Annotated in this window: 20 protein-coding genes; 16 read left to right on the top strand and 4 right to left on the bottom strand. The window is 61.8% G+C overall.

Going from position 1 to position 21,217, the window contains the following annotated elements; genetic code table 11:
- The first annotated feature begins 98 nt into the window (after positions 1-98).
- The gene (locus FX984_RS06505) at positions 99-368 is read left to right on the top strand and encodes a hypothetical protein (protein WP_027607307.1); all 270 of its coding nucleotides are present in this window, start codon (positions 99-101) and stop codon (positions 366-368) included.
- A 253-nt stretch (positions 369-621) separates the two neighbouring features.
- On the opposite strand, the gene FX984_RS32405 is transcribed toward FX984_RS06505, so the two are convergent.
- From FX984_RS32405 to FX984_RS32400, 3 genes are all read right to left on the bottom strand, one after another.
- Positions 622-1,128, bottom strand: coding sequence for a hypothetical protein (locus FX984_RS32405; protein ID WP_027607306.1), 507 nt, complete (start codon positions 1,126-1,128; stop codon positions 622-624).
- Between the two features lie 64 nt (positions 1,129-1,192).
- Positions 1,193-1,819: a helix-turn-helix domain-containing protein gene (locus tag FX984_RS06495; protein WP_027607305.1), complete on the bottom strand. Its 627-nt coding sequence runs from the start codon at positions 1,817-1,819 to the stop codon at positions 1,193-1,195.
- Positions 1,820-1,823: 4 nt separating this feature from the next.
- Entirely contained in the window at positions 1,824-1,982 is a 159-nt protein-coding gene (locus FX984_RS32400) for a hypothetical protein (RefSeq protein WP_162844266.1), read from the bottom strand.
- A 240-nt stretch (positions 1,983-2,222) separates the two neighbouring features.
- On the opposite strand from FX984_RS32400, the gene FX984_RS06490 reads away from it, so the two are divergent.
- The 3 genes from FX984_RS06490 to FX984_RS06480 all read left to right on the top strand — a co-directional run bounded on the left by FX984_RS06490 (position 2,223) and on the right by FX984_RS06480 (position 5,933).
- Positions 2,223-4,340 (top strand): TonB-dependent receptor family protein, encoded by a 2,118-nt coding sequence (locus FX984_RS06490; protein ID WP_146477165.1) that lies wholly within the window; start codon positions 2,223-2,225, stop codon positions 4,338-4,340.
- Positions 4,341-4,461: 121 nt separating this feature from the next.
- A complete protein-coding gene (locus tag FX984_RS06485; RefSeq protein ID WP_027607302.1) occupies positions 4,462-5,004 on the top strand; it encodes a sigma-70 family RNA polymerase sigma factor in 543 nt (180 codons plus the stop codon).
- A complete protein-coding gene (locus FX984_RS06480) occupies positions 5,001-5,933 on the top strand; it encodes a FecR family protein (protein WP_146477167.1) in 933 nt (310 codons plus the stop codon). The genes FX984_RS06485 and FX984_RS06480 overlap by 4 nt, the downstream gene beginning before the upstream one ends.
- Here FX984_RS06480 and FX984_RS06475 read toward each other — a convergent pair.
- Positions 5,930-7,747 (bottom strand): sigma-54-dependent Fis family transcriptional regulator, encoded by a 1,818-nt coding sequence (locus FX984_RS06475; protein WP_092357436.1) that lies wholly within the window; start codon positions 7,745-7,747, stop codon positions 5,930-5,932. The two genes, FX984_RS06480 and FX984_RS06475, sit on opposite strands and share 4 nt — an antisense overlap.
- Before the next feature lie 262 nt (positions 7,748-8,009).
- Here FX984_RS06475 and FX984_RS06470 point away from each other — a divergent pair, with 262 nt between their 5' ends.
- From FX984_RS06470 to FX984_RS06400, 12 genes are all read left to right on the top strand, one after another.
- A complete protein-coding gene (locus FX984_RS06470) occupies positions 8,010-9,104 on the top strand; it encodes an ABC transporter ATP-binding protein (protein WP_027607299.1) in 1,095 nt (364 codons plus the stop codon).
- The gene (locus FX984_RS06465) at positions 9,104-10,201 is read left to right on the top strand and encodes an ABC transporter ATP-binding protein (protein WP_092357434.1); all 1,098 of its coding nucleotides are present in this window, start codon (positions 9,104-9,106) and stop codon (positions 10,199-10,201) included. Before FX984_RS06470 ends, FX984_RS06465 begins: the two co-directional genes overlap by 1 nt.
- Positions 10,198-11,064: a carbohydrate ABC transporter permease gene (locus tag FX984_RS06460; protein ID WP_025858174.1), complete on the top strand. Its 867-nt coding sequence runs from the start codon at positions 10,198-10,200 to the stop codon at positions 11,062-11,064. The genes FX984_RS06465 and FX984_RS06460 overlap by 4 nt, the downstream gene beginning before the upstream one ends.
- Positions 11,065-11,074: 10 nt before the next feature.
- Positions 11,075-11,875 (top strand): carbohydrate ABC transporter permease, encoded by an 801-nt coding sequence (locus FX984_RS06455; RefSeq protein ID WP_003174634.1) that lies wholly within the window; start codon positions 11,075-11,077, stop codon positions 11,873-11,875.
- Positions 11,876-11,885: 10 nt separating this feature from the next.
- Positions 11,886-12,158 carry a DUF2160 domain-containing protein gene (locus FX984_RS06450; protein WP_027607297.1) on the top strand — a complete coding sequence of 91 codons (273 nt, stop codon included), beginning with the start codon at positions 11,886-11,888 and terminating at the stop codon, positions 12,156-12,158.
- A gap of 32 nt (positions 12,159-12,190) precedes the next feature.
- Complete coding sequence (locus tag FX984_RS06445; RefSeq protein ID WP_146477169.1) at positions 12,191-13,933, top strand: ABC transporter substrate-binding protein; 1,743 nt, start codon at positions 12,191-12,193, stop codon at positions 13,931-13,933.
- A gap of 1,040 nt (positions 13,934-14,973) precedes the next feature.
- Positions 14,974-16,182, top strand: a complete 1,209-nt coding sequence (locus FX984_RS06425; RefSeq protein WP_043293725.1) for a methyl-accepting chemotaxis protein — start codon at positions 14,974-14,976, stop codon at positions 16,180-16,182.
- 9 nt (positions 16,183-16,191) lie between these two features.
- Positions 16,192-16,560 (top strand): response regulator, encoded by a 369-nt coding sequence (locus FX984_RS06420; protein WP_027607294.1) that lies wholly within the window; start codon positions 16,192-16,194, stop codon positions 16,558-16,560.
- Positions 16,561-16,582: 22 nt separating this feature from the next.
- Entirely contained in the window at positions 16,583-16,870 is a 288-nt protein-coding gene (locus FX984_RS06415) for an STAS domain-containing protein (protein ID WP_027607293.1), read from the top strand.
- Between the two features lie 40 nt (positions 16,871-16,910).
- A complete protein-coding gene (locus tag FX984_RS06410) occupies positions 16,911-18,947 on the top strand; it encodes a chemotaxis protein CheA (protein WP_146477173.1) in 2,037 nt (678 codons plus the stop codon).
- 29 nt (positions 18,948-18,976) lie between these two features.
- On the top strand, positions 18,977-20,635 hold the full coding sequence (locus tag FX984_RS06405) for a methyl-accepting chemotaxis protein (protein ID WP_027607291.1): 1,659 nt from the start codon (positions 18,977-18,979) through the stop codon (positions 20,633-20,635).
- 36 nt (positions 20,636-20,671) lie between these two features.
- Positions 20,672-21,211 (top strand): chemotaxis protein CheW, encoded by a 540-nt coding sequence (locus tag FX984_RS06400; protein ID WP_027607290.1) that lies wholly within the window; start codon positions 20,672-20,674, stop codon positions 21,209-21,211.
- Positions 21,212-21,217: the final 6 nt, after the last annotated feature.

Below are 21,217 nucleotides of genomic sequence, written 5' to 3'. Positions count from 1 at the left end.
CTTTGGATGTAGGAAGCGGCCTATCTTGCATTCCGATGCTTGAAACACCTCCCTGTGCGCAATAGCCTCGGATTTTTCTGAAAAAACGAGGCCCTACCTTGGGTAAGCGAAAAACGGCTTGGCCGACGGACCGCGAAATACGCCTGCGCTTTATCCTTTTCGCTGTGATCGACGCCGCGAGCGTTCACGGCGTCCCCTCTGAGCTGTTGCTGCCCGCGCATAAATTGCTGCGAGACTCGCCGACAGAGGCGCAGTTGCTCGCCGCCCTGGATGAAATTCTGGCCGCTGATGAAATGCATGGGTTCAGGTTGCCACCGGGGTCGGAGGCCGATGAATTGATGCAGTCGCTGGAAAAGCCCGACGGCTAGGCTCATCCGTTAGACCGTTTATTTCCTTAAGATTGGACGAGATTCCTCAATCGAATATCCATGACGTCCATATCCGCCAGGTAACGGATATAAGTAACGCAATAGCGTCCTAATAACTGTTATTACGCCAAATACCGCTGTCTTGTTCGACTAAGCGTGCCTGGGAACACCCGTTCCTGCTGCTCTGCCGGCGTCTTGCGCAGCCTTCAGGTCTCTCTAGAATCGGCGCCAGAACCTAGCCATTTCCTGTCGATTACGGAGTTTCGAACATGATGAATGCAATGCAGATGCCGATGAACACCTCCATGCCAATGATGCCGATGATGGGCATGCCGATGATGATGGCCACCATGAAATGCGAAATGGCCGCTGACGCCATGATGTGCACCATGAAGCCGGCAGCCGGCATGGACATGGCCCAGTTCAAGACCAATGCCGAAATGATGGCGATGATGATGAACTGCGGCATGCCGATGATGATGCAGTGCGCCAACCTGTCGATGATGTGCATGTCGGCGGACGCCATGGCCATGATGACCGGCATGAACATGATGCCGATGATGGGCATGCCCATGCCCATGATGAAGTGCGTCATGGAATGCACCATGATGGCCGACGGCATGATGTGCAAAATGATGCCGATGCCGGGCATGAGCATGGACATGATGAACAACTGCTGCATGCTCATGAACAAAATGATGAACGACTGCGCCATGCCCATGATGATGAGCTGCAACGGCATGCCGATGATGTGCTGCACCTGCTGACAGGTCCCGCGCGATGAATAAACGCCCCGATAAGTCGGGGCGTTTTTTTTGCCGTGATTAATCCAGCCGCTCGGGGTAGGTGATCACCAGGAACGCCACGGCTTCGCTGTCCGCCGGGTTGCGGTAGCGGTGGGGCTGGTCGGCGTAGAACAGGATTGAATCGCCGGTGGACAGCAGGTAGCGCTCGTCATTGACGCTGACTTCCAGTACGCCTTGGGCCACCACCAGGTTTTCCTGGATGCCCGGCCCGTGGCCTTGGGAGACTTCCTCGCCGAGTGCCCGCAGGCGAATCTCGTAGAACTCGGACTGGCGTGCCGTATCGTAGGGAAACAATGCGCGGCTGATAAACGCGCCATCGGCACTCACCAGGCGCTTGCTCTGCTGCGCCGGCAACACTTCCACTCCTTCGAACGCGCGATCTTCCAGGAACGCCGCCACCGACACCTTCAAGCCCTTGGCAATTTTGCACAACACCTTGATCGACGGCACGCTGCGCCCGGATTCGATCTGCGCCAGCATTGCCCGGCTCACGCCGCAGGCGCGTGCCAGGGCGTCCAGTGACAAGTACCGTTTGCTGCGCAGGCGTTGCAGGTTATGCGCCACGCACAGGCTGATCACATCGTCATCGGTGTTGGGCTTGGGCAGCGGTTCGGGCGGTTCGGGAATCACATGCAGGAAATTCATTGGCCTACGCCCGGCGTGTATCGCTGGGCGTTGCGGCGTGGGTGGTAAACACCGCCAACCCTGCGCGCGCTGCGTACATCGCCCACATCAACTCGGCCGCAGCACGTGCCTGGCGGCGTTTGCGGTGGAGGGTAAAGTCGATGACGGTGGCGGATGCAGGCATGGGAGGCGATCTCGTAGGTGACTCGATGGCTCCACAGTAATGGGTACTGGTTATTTCTTTAAATACTGAGTTTGCATGTATTAATTCGATTTTGGACTTAAAAAATAAATCCGGTCCGACGCTGTTGTGGGAAGCGTCTGGTCCGTTATCAAGGCGTGACTTGGCGGGCATCGTTGTCTTCCCATCACTGTTCGCGTGACGGCCCAGCCTTTCACGCCCCCGAATTCCAAGGATCCGCCCATGCTGCTGCGCCCACCTCCGTTCCTGTTCGCCGCCCTGACCTTTAGCTCCCTGGTGCACGCCGAAGACCTGCAATTGGCACCGGTCGAAGTCACCACGCCCGAGGCCGGCGCCGGCGAAGTGGCCCAGGCGCAGCTCAAGAGCGTGCCCGGCGCCACCAATTACATCGACATGAGCAGCGTGCAGCAGGGGCGGGTGAGTACCAACGAAGACGTGTTCAAGTACCAGCCGGGTGTGTATGCCAAGGCGGCGAATAACGAAGGGGTGAAGCTGTCCATTCGCGGTTCGGGCTTGAACCGCAGCCCAGGAGCCCACGCCTCCGGGCTCTATGAGATGTTCGATGGCTTGCCGCTGACCGGCCCCGGCGGCACCCCTTATGAACTCAAGGACCCGCTGTGGCAAAGCCGCGTCGAGGTGCTGCGCGGCGCCAACGGTTTTGATCAAGGCGCGTTGGCCCTGGGCGGCGCGGTCAACTACGTGACCCATACCGGCTACGATGCGCCCAAGCTGCAAGTGCGCTACGAAGCCGGCAGCCGTGGCTATGCCCAGCGCGAGATCAGTTCGGGCCAGGTGCTGGGGGATGCCGACTACTACATCAGCCTCACCGACTCGGAATCCGACGGCTACCAGCGCCAGAGCGCCGCCACCGGCAAGGGCATGGCCGCCAACTTCGGCTACCGCTTCAACCCGGACCTGGAAACCCGCTTTTATTTCCGCTACCGCGAAACCACCAACGACACCCCCGGCAAACTCACCCGCGCCCAGATCAGCCACGACCCGCGTGCCGCCAACAGTCTCAACGTTGCCCGCGATTCCAAGCGCCTGCAACCGGGTTCCACCTGGATCGCCAACAAGACCACCTTGCAGTTGGACGACAATTCGCGCCTGGAAGTCGGGCTGGCCTATCACGATTACCCGATGGACCTGCGCGAAGGCACCAACCGTCTCAAGGTGGCCTACACCGATATCAGCAGCACCCTGAATTACATCCGCCAGGACACGCTGTTCGGCCACGACAGCAAAACCACCCTCGGCCTGCGCACCACCCAGGCGATGCCCAACAACGGCACGTCGGAATACGTGCGCACGCCGGCCGGCAACACCGCAACCTACGCCCCCGGCACCAAGACCCGCGACTACAGCTACCTGGGCTCCGACACCGTGCTGCATATCGGCAACGACCTGGAGCTGGTCCAGGACCTGTGGCTGACCACCGGCCTGGCCGCGATCTACACCCGCCGTGAGACCCAGGTCACCTATCCCGAAGGCCAGGCGCCGCTCAGCCAGCATGACTGGGACTACGCGCCGCGCATCGGCCTACGCTATGACTTCACCCCGCAGCTGCAGGTGTACGGCAACCTGAGCCGCTCGGTCGAGCCGCCGCATGCGTGGTCGATGATCTGGGGTTCCAACAAATACTTTCCAGCGGGCAGCGGCCCGGCCACTGGATTACAGCGCGAAGGCGTCAGCCTGAAAAACCAGACCGCCACCACCTTGGAAATCGGTGGCCGTGGCGAAGCATGGCTCGGCCAGTGGGACCTGGCGCTGTACCGCTCCGAAGTACGCCATGAACTGCTCACCGTGGAAACCCGGGCCCAGACCTCGACCAGCAATGCCATCGTCGCCGAATCCAACGCCAGCCCCACGGTGCACCAGGGCGTGGAACTGGGCCTGCTCAGCCCGCTGTGGGACGGTGGCCGCAGCGGTAAGCTCGACCTGCGCCAGGCCTATACCTTCAGCGACTTCCACTACCGCGACGACGACCGTTTCGGCGGCAACCGCTTGCCGGGCATCCCCCAGCACTACTATCAGGCGCAACTGCGCTACAGCCACCCGACGGGCTTCTACACCAGCCTCAATACCGAGCATTCCTCGCGGGTGGCGGTGGATTACGCCAATTCCTATTACGCCGCGTCCTACACCCTTCTGGGCGCGACCTTCGGCTACGACGCACCCAAGCAGGACTGGCAAGCCTGGGTCGACCTGCGCAACCTCACCAACCGTCGCTACGCCAACACCGTCACGCCGGGCTACGACGACAAGGGCCTGGATGTCGCACGCTCAACCCCGGCCGACGGCCGCGGAATCTACACCGGTGTCTCATGGAGCTGGCGCTAAGCCGCAGCTATCCAGCCCCCTGTGGCGAGCGGGCTGCGACGGGGAGGGCCTTGCTCCTACACCGTTTTACTGGCATTGTTTGCGCAATTGGTAACTCTTCCCATTTGAGACTCTTTTGCGCATGCATGACATTCCGGCCGCGCTGGGCGATTCAGTGCGTCAGCAGACCCTTACGGCGATGTACCGCGAGCACCACGGCTGGTTGCAGGGCTGGCTGCGCAGAAAACTGGGATGTTCCCAGCACGCCGCCGACCTGGCCCACGATGCCTTCATCCGTGTGCTGATGCTGGCCGAGCCGCAAAATATCCAGGAGCCCCGGGCATTCCTGGCCACCACCGCAGGGCGTTTGCTGATCGATGGCGCCCGGCGTCGACGCATTGAAAAAGCCTACATGGAAGCCCTGGTGATCCAGAGTGAGGACGCCGGCATGCCCGATCCGGCCGCGATCCATGTGGCCCTGCAAGCCCTGGAACGCATCGCCGAAATGCTTGCCGGCTTGCCCGCCAAGGCTCGCGAAGCCTTCCTGTTGAGTCGCCTCGACGGGCTGACCTACAGCGAAATCGCCACGCGCCTGGAGGTGTCCGCCAGCACTGTCAAAAACTACATCTCCAGCGCCCTGGTGCACTGCTACCACAGCCTGCACGCGGCAGACCCGCTGGCATGAGTTCCGAACAGATCATCCAGCAAGCGGCGAATTGGCTGACCCGCCTGCACGACGAAGAGGTCAGCGACGCCGAGCGTCAGGCCTTCAACGCCTGGTGCCAGGCAGACCCTCGCCACGCGGTTGCCATCGACCGCATGCGCGCGCTGTGGGGCAGCCTCGATGCCTTGCCTGCACAACCCGCACGCGTGGCCCTGAACCGCGCATTTGCCCCGCGTCGCGCGCGCGGTGCCCAGGCGATGGGCGTGCTCGGCGTATTACTCTGCGGCTGGCTGGGCCTTACGCACCTGCCGGTGTGGATGGCCGACCAGCGCACCGACGTGGGCGAGCGGCGCCAGATCGCCCTTGAAGACGGCAGCCAGTTGCAACTCAACAGCAACTCGGCGGTGGACGTGAAATTCGACGGCCACCAACGGGTGATCGAACTGCTGCAAGGCGAACTCTGGGTCGACGTGGCCAAGGATGCGCAACGGCCCTTCGTGGTGCGTACCGACCAGGGCACGGCAACGGCACTGGGCACGCGTTATTTGGTCAGGCGCGCGCCAGACGGCACGACGGTGGTGACGGTGATCGAGTCCACCGTGGCGGTCAAAGGGGACAGCAGCGAAGGGGTCAAGGTCACTGCCGGCCAGCGTTCGATCCTCGACCATGGTCGCGCCCAACCGCCCCAGGCCACCGACGACACCGACCCGGACGCCTGGACCCGTGGCCTGCTCAAGGTCAACGACCAACCCCTGAGCGAAGTGCTGCAAACCCTGGCCAGCTACCGCCACGGCCTGCTGCGCTTCGACCCCCAGGCCTTGCAGAACCTGCGGGTGACGGGGGTGTTCAAGCTGGATGACACGGCGGCGGCGCTGTCGACCCTGGCGGATAACCTGCCGATCCAGGTGGAGTACTTCACCGACCTGCTGGTGGTGGTCAAGCCGCGCTAGCGTTCGTTCTGGCGCAGGCGCTTGTACAGGGTGTTGCGGCTCACGCCCAGCTCCCGCGCCAGGTGGGAAATATTCCCGCCGGCGGCCTTCAAGCGCTGGGTCAGGTCGATGCTGGCATCCAGGTGTTCACTGGCGGGCAGTGGCGCCGTCAGGTTCAAATCGACAAAAAAATCGTCCGGCAGATGCTCCGGACGGATCGGCTGTTCCTCGGCCATCGCCAGCGCCACCTGCAGCACGCTGCTCACCTGGCGCAGGTTGCCGGGCCACGGGTGCTGTTCGAACAGCGCCAGCACCTCGGCGCTGAGCCCGGCCCATTGGCTTGGCTCCCGGTGTTGCTGCCACAGCTGCTGGAACAGCGCCCGCTTGTCGCTGCGCTCGCGTAACGGCGGCAATTCAAGGGTCAGGCCGCCGATGCGGTAGTACAAGTCCTCGCGAAAGCGCCCGGCCTGGACCTGCTCGCGCAAGGCTCGGTTAGTGGCCGAGATGATGCGCAAGTCCACCGGGAACAACTCGCTGCTGCCCACCGGTTGCACGCAACGCTCCTGCAATACCCGCAACAGGCGCGCTTGCGTCGGCAGCGGCATATCGCCGATTTCATCGAGGAACAGCGTGCCCTTGTCGGCCTTGCGGATCAGGCCGATGCTGCCTTTCTGGTTGGCGCCGGTGAACGCGCCTTTTTCGTAGCCGAACAGTTCCGATTCCACCAGCTCGGCGGGAATCGCCGCACAGTTCACCGCGATAAACGCCTGCTGGCTGCGGGAACTGGCCTGATGCAGGGCCTTGACGAAGACTTCCTTGCCCACCCCGGTTTCCCCGTGGATCAGCAGCGGGATGTCCTTCTCCAGCAGGCGCTCGGCCTGGCGCACGGCTTTTTCCACGCGCACATCACCAAAGTGCAAGGTCTTCAGGCCAATCGCGGCGGGCTTTGGCGCAATGGGCTCGCTGAACACGCGGGCCTGCACCGGCATCTGCTTCGGCCGCTTCAGCAGGCACTGGAAGCGATTGCGTCCGGCCGCCTGCAGCGAAAAGGGCAGGCCCTCCGGCTGATTGAGCAACTCCAGCAGCGACACCTTGAACAGACTGTCGATCATCACCCGCGACAGACTGATGCCCAGCAGGTTGTCGGCCCGGCGGTTGGCCGAGAGCACCTGGCCGCTCTCGTCAAAGATCAGCAGGCCCGCCCATTGGCTGTCGAGGTTGCTCAGGCCGGTGTTGAAGGTCAGCTGGAAGTGTTCGCCGCGAAACAGGTTGAGGATCAGCCGGTTTTCCACGGTCTGGCTCATCATCTTGACCATGCCCAGGGTGTGGGAGGGCGGCAGGTAGCTGTCACTGGAGACATCCAGCACCGCGATGATTTCGCGCTGGGCATCGAAGATCGGCGCCGCCGAGCCGGTCATGAAGCGGTTGGCCTTGAGGAAGTGTTCGTCATGTTCGATATGCACCGCCTGGGCACAGGCCAGTGCGGTGCCGATGGCATTGGTGCCGCTGGAACGCTCCATCCAACTGGCGCCGGCGCTGAACCCTCGGGCCAGCTTGGGCTCGATAAAGCGCTGGGTGCCCCAACTGGTCAGCACCTGGCCCTGATTGTCGGCCAGCATGATCAGGCAGTTGGAATTACTCAGGATGTTTTCGTAGTAAGGCAGGACTTCCTGGTGCGTGGTCTGCACCAGGGAATGCTGGCTTTCCAGCAATTGGCTGATGCCCTCGGCGGGCAGTTGATCGAAGCTGGGCGTGCTCTGGTGGTCCAGGCCGAAGGCGCGGCAACGGCGCCAGGATTCCTGGATAAGGGTGTCGTGAGCCAGGGGTTCGGCCATGGGGCGACCTTCTTTTTATTGTTTTGGGGTCTTGCACAATCAACGGATGCAACGAAGTCAATCGGGTTCAAAGAGTGTTGTTCATAACTGTTCATTGTCAACCCCCGGATTGTTCAGTTGTTCAGCCAGACCTGTTCATTTCTGTTCGCTCCTGAACATCACGTTCAATCCATTTCCTTGCGGATCAAGCACCTGCCGTTTTTGGCATGAAACTCGCTCTGACGACTGGCCAGATTCATTCCAATAATAAAAAGGTCGTGTCATGTCATTGACCCTGGAACATGTCTCCCGCGTCGTCGAAGGCCAAACCTGGATCGACGACGCCAACCTGCGCTTCGAAGCCGGCTCCTTCAACGTCCTGCTTGGCCGCACCCTGTCCGGCAAGACCAGCCTGATGCGCCTGATGGCGGGCCTGGACAAGCCCGACAGCGGGCGCATCCTGATGAACGGCGTGGATGTCACCCACAAACCGGTGCGCCTGCGCAACGTGTCGATGGTGTATCAGCAGTTCATCAACTACCCGACCATGACCGTGTTCGAAAACATCGCCTCGCCGTTGCGCCAGGCCGGTGTGTCTAACGAGCTGATCCAGAGCAAGGTGCTGGAAACCGCGCGGATGCTGCGCATCGAGAAATTCCTGCAACGTCACCCGCTGGAGTTGTCCGGGGGCCAGCAGCAACGCACGGCCATGGCCCGCGCGTTGGTGAAAGATGCCGAACTGATCCTGTTCGACGAGCCGCTGGTGAACCTGGACTACAAACTGCGCGAAGAGCTGCGTCAGGAAATGCGCGAGCTGTTCAAGGCGCGGCACACCATCGCCATCTACGCCACCACCGAACCGAACGAGGCCCTGGCCCTGGGCGGCACCACCACCATTCTTCACGAAGGCCGGGTGATCCAGAGCGGCAAGGCTGCCGAGGTGTATCACCAACCACAAACGGTGTTGGCCGCCGAGCTGTTTTCCGAGCCGCCGATCAACCTGATGCCGGGACGTATCAGCGGTAACGAGGTGAGCTTCGCCAATTTCGTGCACTTCCCGCTGAACGTCGACCTGCGCCCCATCGGCGAAGGCGAATTCCGCTTTGGTGTGCGCCCCAGCCATATCAGCCTGGTGCCGAGTAACGACGACGACCTCGAACTGGCGGTGACCGTGGAAGTCGCCGAGATCAGCGGTTCGGAAACCTTCCTGCATGTGCGCAGCGAGCACTTCCTGCTGGTGCTGCACCTGCCGGGGGTACATGAGTACGACGTCGACGCGCCGATCCGTGTGTACATCCCCACCCATAAACTGTTTGTGTTCGATGGCCAGGGCCGTTTGGTCCAGGCCCCCGGGCGCCGCGTCGCGAGGGTTGCCTGATGGCCGAGATCCATTTGCAGAACCTGGCGCACAGCTACAGTCCCACGCCGAGCGGCCCTGAGGACTACGCTATCCGGGCAATGAATCACGTGTGGGAGCAGGGCGGTGCCTACGCCTTGCTCGGGCCGTCGGGCTGCGGCAAGTCGACGTTGCTCAACATCATCTCCGGCCTGCTCAGCCCGTCCGAAGGGCAGGTGCTGTTCGATAGCAAAGTGGTCAATGACCTCACCCCGGAAAAACGCAACATCGCCCAGGTGTTCCAGTTCCCGGTGGTGTACGACACCATGACCGTGTTCGATAACCTGGCCTTTCCCCTGCGAAACCAGGGCATGGCCGAGGCGAAAATTCACAGCAAGGTGCAGGAAATCGCCGAAGTCCTCGACCTGCAAAACCTGCTGAGCAAAAAAGCCCGCAACCTCACCGCCGACGAAAAACAGAAAGTCTCCATGGGCCGTGGCCTGGTGCGGGATGATGTGTCGGCCATCCTCTTTGACGAACCGCTGACGGTGATCGACCCGCACCTGAAATGGAAGCTGCGGCGCAAGCTCAAGCAGATCCATGAGCAGTTCAATATCACCATGGTCTACGTCACCCATGACCAGCTTGAGGCCTCGACCTTCGCCGACAAGATCGCGGTGATGTACGGCGGGCAGATCGTGCAGTTCGGCACGCCCCGTGAGTTGTTCGAGCGGCCCAGCCACACCTTTGTCGGCTATTTCATCGGTAGCCCTGGGATGAATCTGATCGAGGTGCAGGCCGAGGCCGGTGGTGTGCGCTTTGCCAGCACGCTTCTGCCGTTGTCCGAGGCCTTGCAGCAACGCATTGCCGGCAGCGACTACAAGACGCTGCAGGTGGGGATCCGCCCGGAATTCATTCACGTATGGGACGAGTACAACCCTGACGCCCTGCAAGCCGATGTCACTCACCTCGAAGACCTCGGCACCTACAAGATCATGACCCTCAACCTTGACGGCGCCACCCTCAAGGTGCGCCTGGCCGAAGACAAACCGGTGCCCGAGGGCAGGGCGTCCATCAGCTTTCCCGCGCAGTGGCTGATGGTGTATGCCGACGATTACCTGCTGGAGGTGCAGCCATGAACAAGGTGCAGAACAACAAGGCCTGGTGGCTGGTGTTGCCGGTGTTCCTGCTGGTGGCGTTCAGTGCGGTGATCCCGATGATGACGGTGGTCAACTATTCGGTGCAGGACATCTTCGACCAGTCCAGCCGCTACTTTGTCGGCGCCGACTGGTACAAACAGGTGCTGCTCGACCCGCGCCTGCACGACTCGCTGCTGCGCCAGTTCATCTACTCGGCCTGCGTGCTGCTGATCGAAATCCCCCTGGGCATCGCCATCGCCCTGACCATGCCGACCAAGGGCCGCTGGTCGTCGCTGGTGCTGATCATCCTCGCCATTCCGCTGCTGATTCCGTGGAACGTGGTGGGCACCATCTGGCAGATCTTCGGCCGCGCCGATATCGGCCTGTTGGGCTACAGCCTCAACGCCCTGGGCATCAGCTACAACTACGCGGCCAACACCATGGACGCCTGGGTCACCGTGCTGGTGATGGATGTGTGGCACTGGACCTCACTGGTGGCGCTGCTGTGTTATTCCGGGCTGCGAGCGATCCCGGATGTGTACTACCAGGCGGCGCGTATCGATCGGGCTTCGGCGTGGGCGGTGTTCCGGCATATCCAGTTGCCGAAGATGAAAAGCGTGCTGCTGATCGCGGTGATGCTGCGCTTCATGGACAGCTTCATGATCTACACCGAGCCCTTCGTCCTCACGGGGGGCGGGCCGGGTAATGCCACGACGTTCCTCAGTCAGACGCTGACCCAGATGGCCGTAGGCCAATTCGACCTGGGCCCGGCGGCGGCGTTTTCCCTGGTGTACTTCCTGATCATCCTGTTGGTGTCCTGGCTGTTCTACACCGCCATGACCCACTCCGACGCCAACCGCTGAGGCCGCCAACATGAGCAAGCGCAAGGTTATTCCGCTGCTGATCTACATCCTGTTCCTGCTGGTGCCGATCTACTGGCTGCTGAACATGTCCTTCAAGAGCAACACCGAAATCCTCGGCGGCCTGACCCTGTTTCCGCAGGATTTCACCCTGGCCAACTACAAGGTGATCTTCACCGACCCGAGCTGGTACACCGGTTACCTCAACTCGCTGTACTACGTGAGCCTGAACACGGTGATTTCCCTGAGCGTGGCGTTGCCGGCAGCCTATGCCTTCTCGCGCTACCGCTTCCTGGGTGACAAGCACCTGTTCTTCTGGCTGTTGACCAACCGCATGGCGCCACCGGCGGTGTTCCTGCTGCCGTTTTTCCAGCTGTATTCGTCCATCGGCCTGTTCGACACGCACATCGCCGTGGCCTTGGCCCACTGCCTGTTCAACGTACCGCTGGCGGTGTGGATCCTGGAGGGCTTCATGTCCGGGGTGCCCAAGGAAATCGACGAAACCGCCTACATCGACGGCTATAGTTTTCCCAAGTTCTTCGTGAAGATTTTTATCCCGTTGATCGGCTCCGGCATCGGTGTGACCGCGTTTTTCTGCTTCATGTTTTCCTGGGTCGAGCTGCTGCTGGCGCGCACCCTGACCTCGGTCAACGCCAAGCCCATCGCGGCGGTGATGACCCGCACGGTGTCGGCCTCGGGTATCGATTGGGGCGTGCTGGCAGCGGCGGGGGTGTTGACCATCCTGCCCGGCATGCTGGTGATCTGGTTTGTTCGCAACCACGTGGCCAAGGGCTTTGCCCTGGGCCGGGTCTGAGGAGTCGATGATGGAATGGATGGCCTGGACCACCCCTACTGCACTGTTCTTTGGCGGCATTGCCCTGATTCTGGCGGGCATGACCACCTGGGAGCTGCGCTCGCCGAGCATCCCGCGGCGCGGCGTCCTGCCGATCAGCACCACCCGTGGTGATCGCTTGTTTATCGGTCTTCTCGGCAGCGCCTACCTGCATTTGCTGGTGATCGGCGTTACCGACTGGAGCATCTGGGTAGCGTCCGCGCTCTCCCTGGTATGGCTGTTGAGTGTGATGCGTTGGGGCTAGTGCCCTTATGAATAAACAACCAGGAGGTCTCTATGTTGAATAAGAACAATAAGCTGCGACATAGCATTTCATTGGCCGCCGTACTGGCCCTCAGCGGTTTGAGCGCTTCGGCCTGGGCTGATGCGTATGAAGATGCGGCGAAGAAATGGATCGGCAGCGAGTTCAAGCCGTCGACCCTCACGGCCGACCAGCAGCTTGAGGAGTTGAAGTGGTTTATCAAGGCCGCCGAACCGTTCCGTGGGATGAAAATCAACGTGGTATCGGAAACCCTCACCACCCACGAGTACGAATCCAAGGTACTGGCCAAGGCCTTCAGCGAAATCACCGGCATCAAGCTGACCCACGACCTGCTGCAGGAAGGCGACGTTGTGGAGAAACTGCAAACCCAGATGCAGTCCGACAAGAATATCTATGACGGCTGGGTCAACGATTCCGACTTGATCGGTACGCACTTTCGCTATGGCAAGACCGAATCCATCACCGACCTGATGGCCAACGAAGGCAAGGCCTTCACCTCGCCAACCCTGGATATCAAGGACTTTATCGGCATCTCCTTCACCACCGCGCCGGACGGCAAGATCTATCAGCTGCCCGACCAGCAATTCGCCAACCTCTACTGGTTCCGCGCCGACTGGTTCGAGCGTCCGGAGCTGAAAGCCAAGTTCAAGGAAAAATACGGCTATGACCTCGGCGTGCCGGTGAACTGGTCGGCCTATGAAGACATCGCCAGATTCTTCAGCGAAGACGTCAAGGAAATCGACGGCAAGCGCATCTATGGGCACATGGACTACGGCAAGAAAGACCCGTCCCTGGGCTGGCGCTTCACCGATGCCTGGTTCTCCATGGCCGGCGGCGGCGACAAGGGCCTGCCCAACGGTTTGCCGGTGGACGAGTGGGGCATCCGCGTGGAGGACTGCCACCCGGTAGGCTCCAGCGTCACCCGTGGCGGCGACACCAACGGCCCGGCGGCGGTGTTCGCCACGCAGAAATACGTGGACTGGATGAAAGCCTATGCGCCACCGGAAGCGGCGGGCATGACCTTCTCCGAATCCGGCCCGGTGCCGTCCCAGGGCAACATCGCCCAGCAGATCTTCTGGTACACCGCGTTTACCGCCGACATGACCAAGCCGGGCCTGCCGGTGGTGAATGCCGACGGCACGCCGAAATGGCGCATGGCGCCGTCGCCGGTCGGGCCGTATTGGGAAAAAGGCATGAAGAAGGGGTACCAGGACGTGGGTTCCTGGACCTTCCTCAAGTCCACCCCGGAGAAACAGAAACTCGCGGCCTGGCTCTACGCGCAGTTCGTCACCTCGAAAACCGTGTCCCTGAAGAAAACCATCGTTGGCCTGACGCCGATTCGTGAGTCCGACATCAACTCCCAGGCCATGACCGACATGGCGCCGAAACTCGGTGGCCTGGTGGAGTTCTACCGCAGCCCGGCGCGGGTCGAGTGGACCCCGACCGGTACCAACGTGCCGGACTACCCACGTCTGGCGCAACTGTGGTGGAGCAATATCGCCGCCGCCGCCAGCGGCGAGAAAACCCCGCAACAGGCCCTCGACAACCTGGCCAAGGAGCAGGACGCGATCATGACGCGCCTGGAGCGCTCCAAGGTGCAACCGGTGTGCGGCCCGAAAATGAACCCCGAGCGTGACGCGCAATACTGGTTCGACCAGCCGGGCGCGCCGAAACCGAAACTGGCCAACGAGAAACCGAAAGGCGAGACCGTGGCCTATGGCGATCTGCTCAAGCAGTGGGAGGCAGCGCGTAAGTAAACGTGCCGGGGCGTGGAACACAAAACGGCACCCAGGTGCCGTTTTGTTTTGGTGCAAACATGAAGGCGCAGCTCTGTGACGCGCGGTGGTCAGGCAATCCTGAGTATGGGCAGCTTACTCTCGTGGCGGCCTTCGGGCCGACCATGTCGTTGGATTTGATTGAGTACATATCCGTTGCTGCGGTCACGGCTGCCTTTGGTTCCGCTCTTACAGCGGCTCACTTTTGGAGGGAACAAGTCCAGACGGGGCGATTTGAGATCAAAAGCCAAAGCGCGGCGGCCTTAGAGCCGACCGGAGTTGGGTCTGGTGTACTCGGTAAAAAATGTGGGAGGGGCGGTGCGACGATTCGACTTGCCCCCGATTGCAGTGGGTCAGTATCAAATCCATCAACTGACACTCCCTCATCGGGGGCAAGCCCCCTCCCACATTTGGATCTCCACATATCGGCTAGAACTCGGTCTGCTTTTGCTCTGCTTTTGCTCTTGATCCTAGGCGCCCCGTTAACCACGCTGGCCGAACGCAGGCTTGAATCCGTGGGTAACCCGGCAGGACGCCGGGTTAGCCGTCCTGGGCCAGGGATGGCCCATGACGGCGGCCCACGGATTCAAGCCTGCGTTCGGGCATACCGAGCCTAGGCGAGGTACCGAGTGGTGGGGCAAGAGCCCTTTGGTTACTTTGGGGCTTTTCCAAAGTGACCCGCCGTAAGGGCGGAACCGTAGGCAGCCGTGACCGCAGCAACGGATATGTACTCGGTCAAACCCAACGACATGGTCGGCCCGAAGGCCGCCACGGAACCAACCGCCCTCACCACAAAGAGATTTTTCAGCCTGAAAGACAGACTCGCTAGCCAGCGCTTGCGACAACCCCCTGTTCGGTAAACCACCGCTGATCCTTCAGGAACAAGAATCCAGAACTGACCGATCTGTCACCCTGCGGTCATAAACCAGACGGAAGGCACTCAAGTTACCTCAAGTTGCGAGTTACAGCGCAGATAACAACTATGTCACTTACATCCGCAACAACGTTCAAGGATCGAACTCATGCCCCAGCGCCAATCCAGCCGCCTGCCTCTTCCCGTTTATCCGCGTTTTCGCTGGTTCGCTTTGATCCCGGTCGTGCCCGCCGTGTTGTGGATACTTGTGCAATCAACCTCGCCGGCCAATCTGCTGGCTTGCACGGTACTGGTGCTGATCGGCCTCGGTGCCTGTGCCTGGAGTGCGAGTTCGCAGCGCAACGCAATGCAGCAAGCGCTTGCACAGGCGGATCAGTCAGATGCGCACGCGGCGCACGACGGCATGGCCTCCCGTGCCCAGCTCGATGAGGTATTGCTGGGCGCCATGCCCATCTGGGCCAAGCAGGTGGAAAGCTCGCGCCATCAGACCGAAGAAGCGATCGTGAGCCTGGCCAACCGTTTCACCGGGATCGCCGCACGCTTGCAGGAAACGGTACAAGCCTCGCAGCACGCGGCCGGCGAACTGGACGGGCAGGCCGCCGACGGTGCGCTTGAGGTGCTGGCACGCAGTGACAGCGAGCTGAGCCAGGTGATCAATTCGCTCAAGGCCACCCAAACCAGCCGTGACCAGACCCTGGCCCAGGTCCGCAGCCTGACCGCCTATACCGGCGAGCTGCGGACCATGGCCGCCGATGTGGCGGCGATTGCCGCGCAAACCAACTTGCTGGCCCTCAACGCAGCCATCGAGGCGGCGCGTGCCGGTGAGGCCGGGCGCGGTTTTGCGGTGGTGGCCGACGCGGTGCGCAGCCTGTCGAGCAAATCCAGTGAAACCGGCCAGCAGATGTCGGCCAAGGTCGACATCATCAACAACGCCATTACGCAATTGGTCCAGGCCGCGTCCAGCAGTGCCGACCAGGACAGCCATTCGGTGGCCGAGTCCGAAAACAGTATTCAAGTGGTGCTCGAACGCTTCCAGAACATCACCGGGCGCCTGGCCGAGTCCGCCGACCTGCTCAAGCAGGAAAGCTACGGCATCCGGGATGAGATGACCGAAGTGCTGGTCAACCTGCAATTCCAGGACCGGGTCAGCCAGATCCTCAGCCACGTGCGCGACAACATGCAGGCCCTGCATGAGCACCTCCTGCAGGCCAGCCAGGCCCCGGACCAGCCGGTGGCCGTCGACGCCCGCCAATGGCTGGCGCGCATGGAAGCCACCTATGCCACCGACGAGCAACGGCGCCTCCATCATGGAGAGGCGGCCGTGCAGCAGAATTCTCAAGACATCACCTTCTTTTAGGAGTACATCATGGCGAAGAGTGTATTAGTGGTCGACGACTCCAGCAGCGTGCGGCAAGTGGTCGGCATAGCCTTGAAAAGCGCCGGTTACGACGTCATCGAGGCCAGCGACGGCAAGGATGCCCTGGGCAAGCTGACCGGGCAGAAAGTGCACCTGATCATCAGCGACGTGAACATGCCCAACATGGACGGCATCACCTTCGTCAAGGAGGTCAAGAAGCTGGCCAACTACAAGTTCACCCCGATCATCATGCTCACCACCGAGTCCCAGGAGTCGAAAAAGGCCGAGGGTCAGGCCGCCGGCGCCAAGGCCTGGGTGGTCAAGCCGTTCCAGCCTGCGCAGATGTTGGCAGCTGTGTCTAAACTGATCCTGCCTTGACCCCGGCGCCAGGGAGGCTCCCATGCCGATTACCACTGAAACACTCGACGACACGGCCCACGTGCGCATTGACGGCGAGCTTACGATCTACACCGTAGCGGAACTGGCGGCGGCGCTGCTGCCGCAGATGGGCGCGGCACCCCGCCTGGAGCTGGACCTGTCTGAGGTCACGGAAATGGATGGCGCCGGCTTGCAGTTGCTCGCGGTCATCCGGCGTGAGGCCGGTAATGCCGGCATAGCCTTGAGCGTGACCGGCCAGAGCCAGGCGGTCACGCAGGCGCTCCAACTGTGTCGCAGCGCGGCCTCATAGCCGCGCTTCCCAGGTTTTTTGATCGACAAGGAAAGTCACGGTGAGCATCAATCTCGATCAGGCACAACAGACATTCATCGTTGAGGCACGCGAGCTGTTGCAGGCCATGGAGCAATCCCTGCTGCAATTGGAAAGCGAGCCCGGCGACCAGGATGCCATCGGCGCGATTTTCCGCGCCGCGCACACCATCAAGGGTTCGGCGGGCCTTTTCGGCCTGGCGTCGATCGTCGGGTTCACCCATATCGTCGAAGACGTGCTTGACCGCCTGCGCGAAGGCAGTGTGGCGGTGGACGCCGCCTTGATCGCGCTGCTGCTCAAGTGCGGCGACCACATACTCGAACTGGTCGAAGTGGTCGCCAACCGCGGTGAGACGCCGACCCCTGCCGCGCTGGAACGCGGTGAGGCATTGCGCGAGGCGCTGAGTGCCTACCAGCCGATGCGAACCGCCGTTGCCAGCGTCGAAACCGCCGAGGTGACCGACGACGTGGCGGTCGAAGTGCTTTGGCATATTTCCCTGCGCTTCGGCACGGATGTGTTCCGTAATGGCATGGACCCGCTGTCATTTCTGCGCTACCTCGAGACCTTGGGGCAGTTGATACAGGTCGCCACCCTGACCGATAGCATCCCGCCCATGGACAGCTGGGACCCGGAAAGCTGCTACCTGGGTTTCGAGATCGACCTGCGCTCGACGGCCAGCCACGCCAGCCTCAACGAGGTGTTCGATTTCGTGCGTGACGACTGTGAGGTACACATCAGTGCCGTCGATGAAGCGCCCGACAGCACAGCGGCCATCGCTGGCGAGTTGGTCACGCCGGTCGAGCCGGGCCTTGTGACCGCCGCACCCCAGCGTCCGGCAGCCGGCGAAGCGAAAACCCGCGACGGCAATTACGTGCGCGTCAACGCCGACAAACTCGACGAATTGATCAATCTGGTCGGCGAGCTGGTCATCGCCAGCGCCGGCGCGAACCTGCTGGCCCGGTCCTGTAACAACGACCCGTTGCACGAGGCCTCCTCGACAGTCTCGGGGCTGGTGGAAGAGATCCTCGATGGCGCCCTGCATTTGCGCATGATCCCCATCGGCGACACGTTCAACCGCTTTCGCCGCGTGGTGCGCGATATCAGCCAGGAGCTGGGCAAGGACATCGAACTGAGCATCAGCGGCGCGGAAACCGAACTGGACAAGACCGTGGTCGAGAAGATCGGCGACCCGCTGATGCACCTGTTGCGCAACGCCATGGACCACGGTATCGAAAGCGCCGATGCGCGGCGTGCGGCCGGCAAGTCGGCCAAGGGCCATCTGAGCCTCAATGCCTACCACGACTCGGGGAGCATCGTCATCGAGATCGCCGACGACGGCGCCGGCCTCAACCGCGATCGCATCCTGCAAAAGGCCCAGGAGCGCGGGCTGGTGGCCAGCGGTGCGGTGCTCACCGACCAGGAGATCTACAACCTGATCTTCGAAGCCGGGTTCTCCACCGCCGAGGCGGTGACCAACCTGTCCGGGCGCGGTGTCGGCATGGACGTGGTCAAGCGCAATATCACCTTGTTGCGAGGCACCGTCGACCTCGACAGCCGCCCCGGCCAGGGCACCGTGGTGCGTATTCGCTTGCCGCTGACCCTGGCGATCATCAATGGGTTCCTGGTCGGCATCGACCAATCCACCTACGTGATTCCCCTGGACATGGTCCAGGAGTGTATCGAGCTGGATGAACAGCAGCGCCAGTCCAGTCGCGACACGGGCTACCTGGACCTGCGTGGCCAGGTGTTGCCGTTGGTGCACCTGCGCGATCACTTCACTCACGAAGGCCCCGCGTCCCGACGCCAGAATGTGGTGGTGGTGCGTTACGCCGAGCATAAGGCCGGGCTGGTGGTGGATGACCTGCTCGGCGAGTTCCAGACCGTGATCAAACCCCTGGGCAAGCTGTTCGGTGCACTGCGTGGCATCAGCGGCTCGACCATATTGGGCAGCGGCGCGGTGGCCCTGATCCTGGATGTACCGGTACTGCTCAACCAAATCGTACAACTGGAAGCCCGCACGGCCCAGGCATCTCAGTCGCCACCGGCCGTCGCTCGCTGACGCATTTGCAATTCCATGGAGGTTCCCCGATGAAATGGTTCTACGATCTTAAGATTTCCACCAAGTTGATCTGTTCATTCCTGGTGGTCCTGGTGCTCACTGGAGCCATGGGCGGCTTCGCCATCCTCCAGCTCGGTGCCGTCAACCAGGCCGCCCAGGACATCAAGGGCAACTGGATGCCCTCCATGCGTGCCGCGGCAGGCATGCGCTTTTTTGCCGCCAACTATCGCTTGAAAGAGAACCGCCACATCGGCACCGAGATTGCCGAGGAAAAGGCCCAGGCCGAACGCGAGGCCGCCGACGCGCGCCAACAGTTCGAAACCCGCATGGGCACCTACGAGCAATTGCTGTCGAACGATGAAGATCGGCAGCTCCTGGCCAGCGTGAAAAGCGCTTGGGACGCCTACCTTGCAAGCAGCAAGCAGGTGCTTGAGTTTTCTCGCCAGAACCAGGAAGCCCAGGCGCGCGGTTTGCTCAGGGGAGAATCCAAGGGGCATTTCGATGAGGTGACGGCCCGTCTGCAGAAAATGGTCGAACTCAATGATGCCGGCGCAACGGCCGCAGGTGACAAGGGCTCGGCGCTGTATGAAAGCGCGCGGGTGTCGATCATCGCGGTACTGGTCGCGGCCCTGTTGATTGGCCTGGGCCTGGCGATGTTCATCGCGCGGATCATTTCTCGCCCATTGCGCCAGGCCGCGAGCGCCGCCGAGCAATTGGCCGAAGGCAACCTCAACGCGCACATCGAGCCGGGCGGGAAGGATGAAACCGGCATGGTGCTCAACGCCATGCGCAACATGGTCGGCAAGCTGGCGCATATCATCGGTGAGGTGCGTAACGCCGCCGATAACCTGGCCAGCGCCTCCGAGGAGGTCAGCGCCACCGCGCAATCGATGAGCCAGGCCACCAGTGAACAGGCTGCCAGCGTCGAGGAAACCAGTGCGTCGGTCGAGCAGATGAGTGCCAGCATCAACCAGAACACCGAAAACGCCAAGGTCACCGATGGCATGGCCAGCAAGGCCGCCAAGGAAGCCACCGAGGGCGGCGAATCGGTGCAGCAGACCGTGGTGGCGATGAAGAAAATCGCCCAGCGCATCAGCATCATCGATGACATCGCCTACCAGACCAATCTGCTCGCGCTCAACGCCGCCATCGAGGCCGCTCGGGCCGGCGAGCACGGCAAGGGGTTCGCCGTGGTGGCCGCCGAAGTGCGCAAGTTGGCCGAACGCAGCCAGGTTGCCGCCCAGGAAATCGGTGAACTGTCCTCCAGCAGCGTGGACATGGCCGAGAAGGCCGGCAAGTTGCTCGACGAAATGGTGCCCTCCATCAACAAGACGTCCGACCTTGTGCAGGAAATCAGCGCCGCGTCCGAGGAACAGGCCGCCGGTGTCGCGCAGATCAACACCGCGATGACCCAGCTCAACCAGGTGACCCAGCAAAATGCCTCGAGCAGCGAGGAGCTGGCGGCCACGGCGGAAGAAATGAGCAGCCAGGCCGAGCAACTGCAACAGGCCATGAGCTTTTTCGTGCTGGATTCAGCGCCCAAGGCTGCGGTTCAAAGCAACAGTGTGGACAGCCCGGGCAGCAAGCCCAACCGTCAGGCGCCACAGCCAAAACTACCGGCGCAGCGCAAGGCGTTCGCCTACACCATGGCCAGTGCCCCGGACGAAGCGGATTTCACCCGCTTCTGATCCCACGATCAATACGGGCCTACTAGGGAGAGTGACATGGGTGCAGCAATGACGACTCGGCAGACCGCAGCAGCGGTCGACGAGGATGCGCAGTATCTGACCTTCATGCTCGGCGGCGAAATGTTCGCCATCGGCATTCTGGGGATCAAGGAAATTATCGAATACGGCAGCCTGACCGTGGTGCCGATGATGCCCGCGTTCGTACGCGGGGTGATCAACCTGCGCGGCGCGGTGGTGCCGGTGGTCGACCTGTCGGCGCGCTTTGGCCGGGCCAACTCGGCGATCACCCGGCGCTCCTGCGTGATTATCATCGAGGCGAGTACCGAAGATGGCCAGGCCCAGGACATCGGGCTGCTGGTCGATACGGTGTCTGCGGTGCGGGAGATCCCGGCGACGCAGATCGAGCCGCCACCCAACTTCGGCGCACGAATTCGCGCCGATTTCATCAGCGGCATGGCCAAGGTCGACGGCAAGTTCGTGATCGTGCTGGAGGTGGACAAGGTGCTGTCCATCGATGAGATGTCCAGCCTCGCCGAGGCCGGCCAGGCGCCGGCCCTCGACCTCGACCCGCGTTGAGACCCG

Source organism: Pseudomonas marginalis (assembly GCF_008692035.1).
GTDB classification, from domain to species: Bacteria; Pseudomonadota; Gammaproteobacteria; order Pseudomonadales; family Pseudomonadaceae; genus Aquipseudomonas; species Aquipseudomonas marginalis.
Note: the sequence above shows the minus strand (reverse complement) of the source record. Positions and strands in the feature narration are given on the sequence as shown.

What these genes read in the sequence shown, in the direction of transcription:
- FX984_RS06495 (WP_027607305.1), bottom strand. Translation starts at nt 1,819, where the DNA reads ATGAATTTCCTGCATGTGATTCCCGAACCGCCCGAACCGCTGCCCAAG.
- FX984_RS32400 (WP_162844266.1), bottom strand. Translation starts at nt 1,982, where the DNA reads ATGCCTGCATCCGCCACCGTCATCGACTTTACCCTCCACCGCAAACGC.
- FX984_RS06490 (WP_146477165.1), top strand. Translation starts at nt 2,223, where the DNA reads ATGCTGCTGCGCCCACCTCCGTTCCTGTTCGCCGCCCTGACCTTTAGC.
- FX984_RS06485 (WP_027607302.1), top strand. Translation starts at nt 4,462, where the DNA reads ATGCATGACATTCCGGCCGCGCTGGGCGATTCAGTGCGTCAGCAGACC.
- FX984_RS06480 (WP_146477167.1), top strand. Translation starts at nt 5,001, where the DNA reads ATGAGTTCCGAACAGATCATCCAGCAAGCGGCGAATTGGCTGACCCGC.
- FX984_RS06475 (WP_092357436.1), bottom strand. Translation starts at nt 7,747, where the DNA reads ATGGCCGAACCCCTGGCTCACGACACCCTTATCCAGGAATCCTGGCGC.
- FX984_RS06470 (WP_027607299.1), top strand. Translation starts at nt 8,010, where the DNA reads ATGTCATTGACCCTGGAACATGTCTCCCGCGTCGTCGAAGGCCAAACC.
- FX984_RS06465 (WP_092357434.1), top strand. Translation starts at nt 9,104, where the DNA reads ATGGCCGAGATCCATTTGCAGAACCTGGCGCACAGCTACAGTCCCACG.
- FX984_RS06460 (WP_025858174.1), top strand. Translation starts at nt 10,198, where the DNA reads ATGAACAAGGTGCAGAACAACAAGGCCTGGTGGCTGGTGTTGCCGGTG.
- FX984_RS06455 (WP_003174634.1), top strand. Translation starts at nt 11,075, where the DNA reads ATGAGCAAGCGCAAGGTTATTCCGCTGCTGATCTACATCCTGTTCCTG.
- FX984_RS06450 (WP_027607297.1), top strand. Translation starts at nt 11,886, where the DNA reads ATGGAATGGATGGCCTGGACCACCCCTACTGCACTGTTCTTTGGCGGC.
- FX984_RS06445 (WP_146477169.1), top strand. Translation starts at nt 12,191, where the DNA reads ATGTTGAATAAGAACAATAAGCTGCGACATAGCATTTCATTGGCCGCC.
- FX984_RS06425 (WP_043293725.1), top strand. Translation starts at nt 14,974, where the DNA reads ATGCCCCAGCGCCAATCCAGCCGCCTGCCTCTTCCCGTTTATCCGCGT.
- FX984_RS06420 (WP_027607294.1), top strand. Translation starts at nt 16,192, where the DNA reads ATGGCGAAGAGTGTATTAGTGGTCGACGACTCCAGCAGCGTGCGGCAA.
- FX984_RS06415 (WP_027607293.1), top strand. Translation starts at nt 16,583, where the DNA reads ATGCCGATTACCACTGAAACACTCGACGACACGGCCCACGTGCGCATT.
- FX984_RS06405 (WP_027607291.1), top strand. Translation starts at nt 18,977, where the DNA reads ATGAAATGGTTCTACGATCTTAAGATTTCCACCAAGTTGATCTGTTCA.
- FX984_RS06400 (WP_027607290.1), top strand. Translation starts at nt 20,672, where the DNA reads ATGGGTGCAGCAATGACGACTCGGCAGACCGCAGCAGCGGTCGACGAG.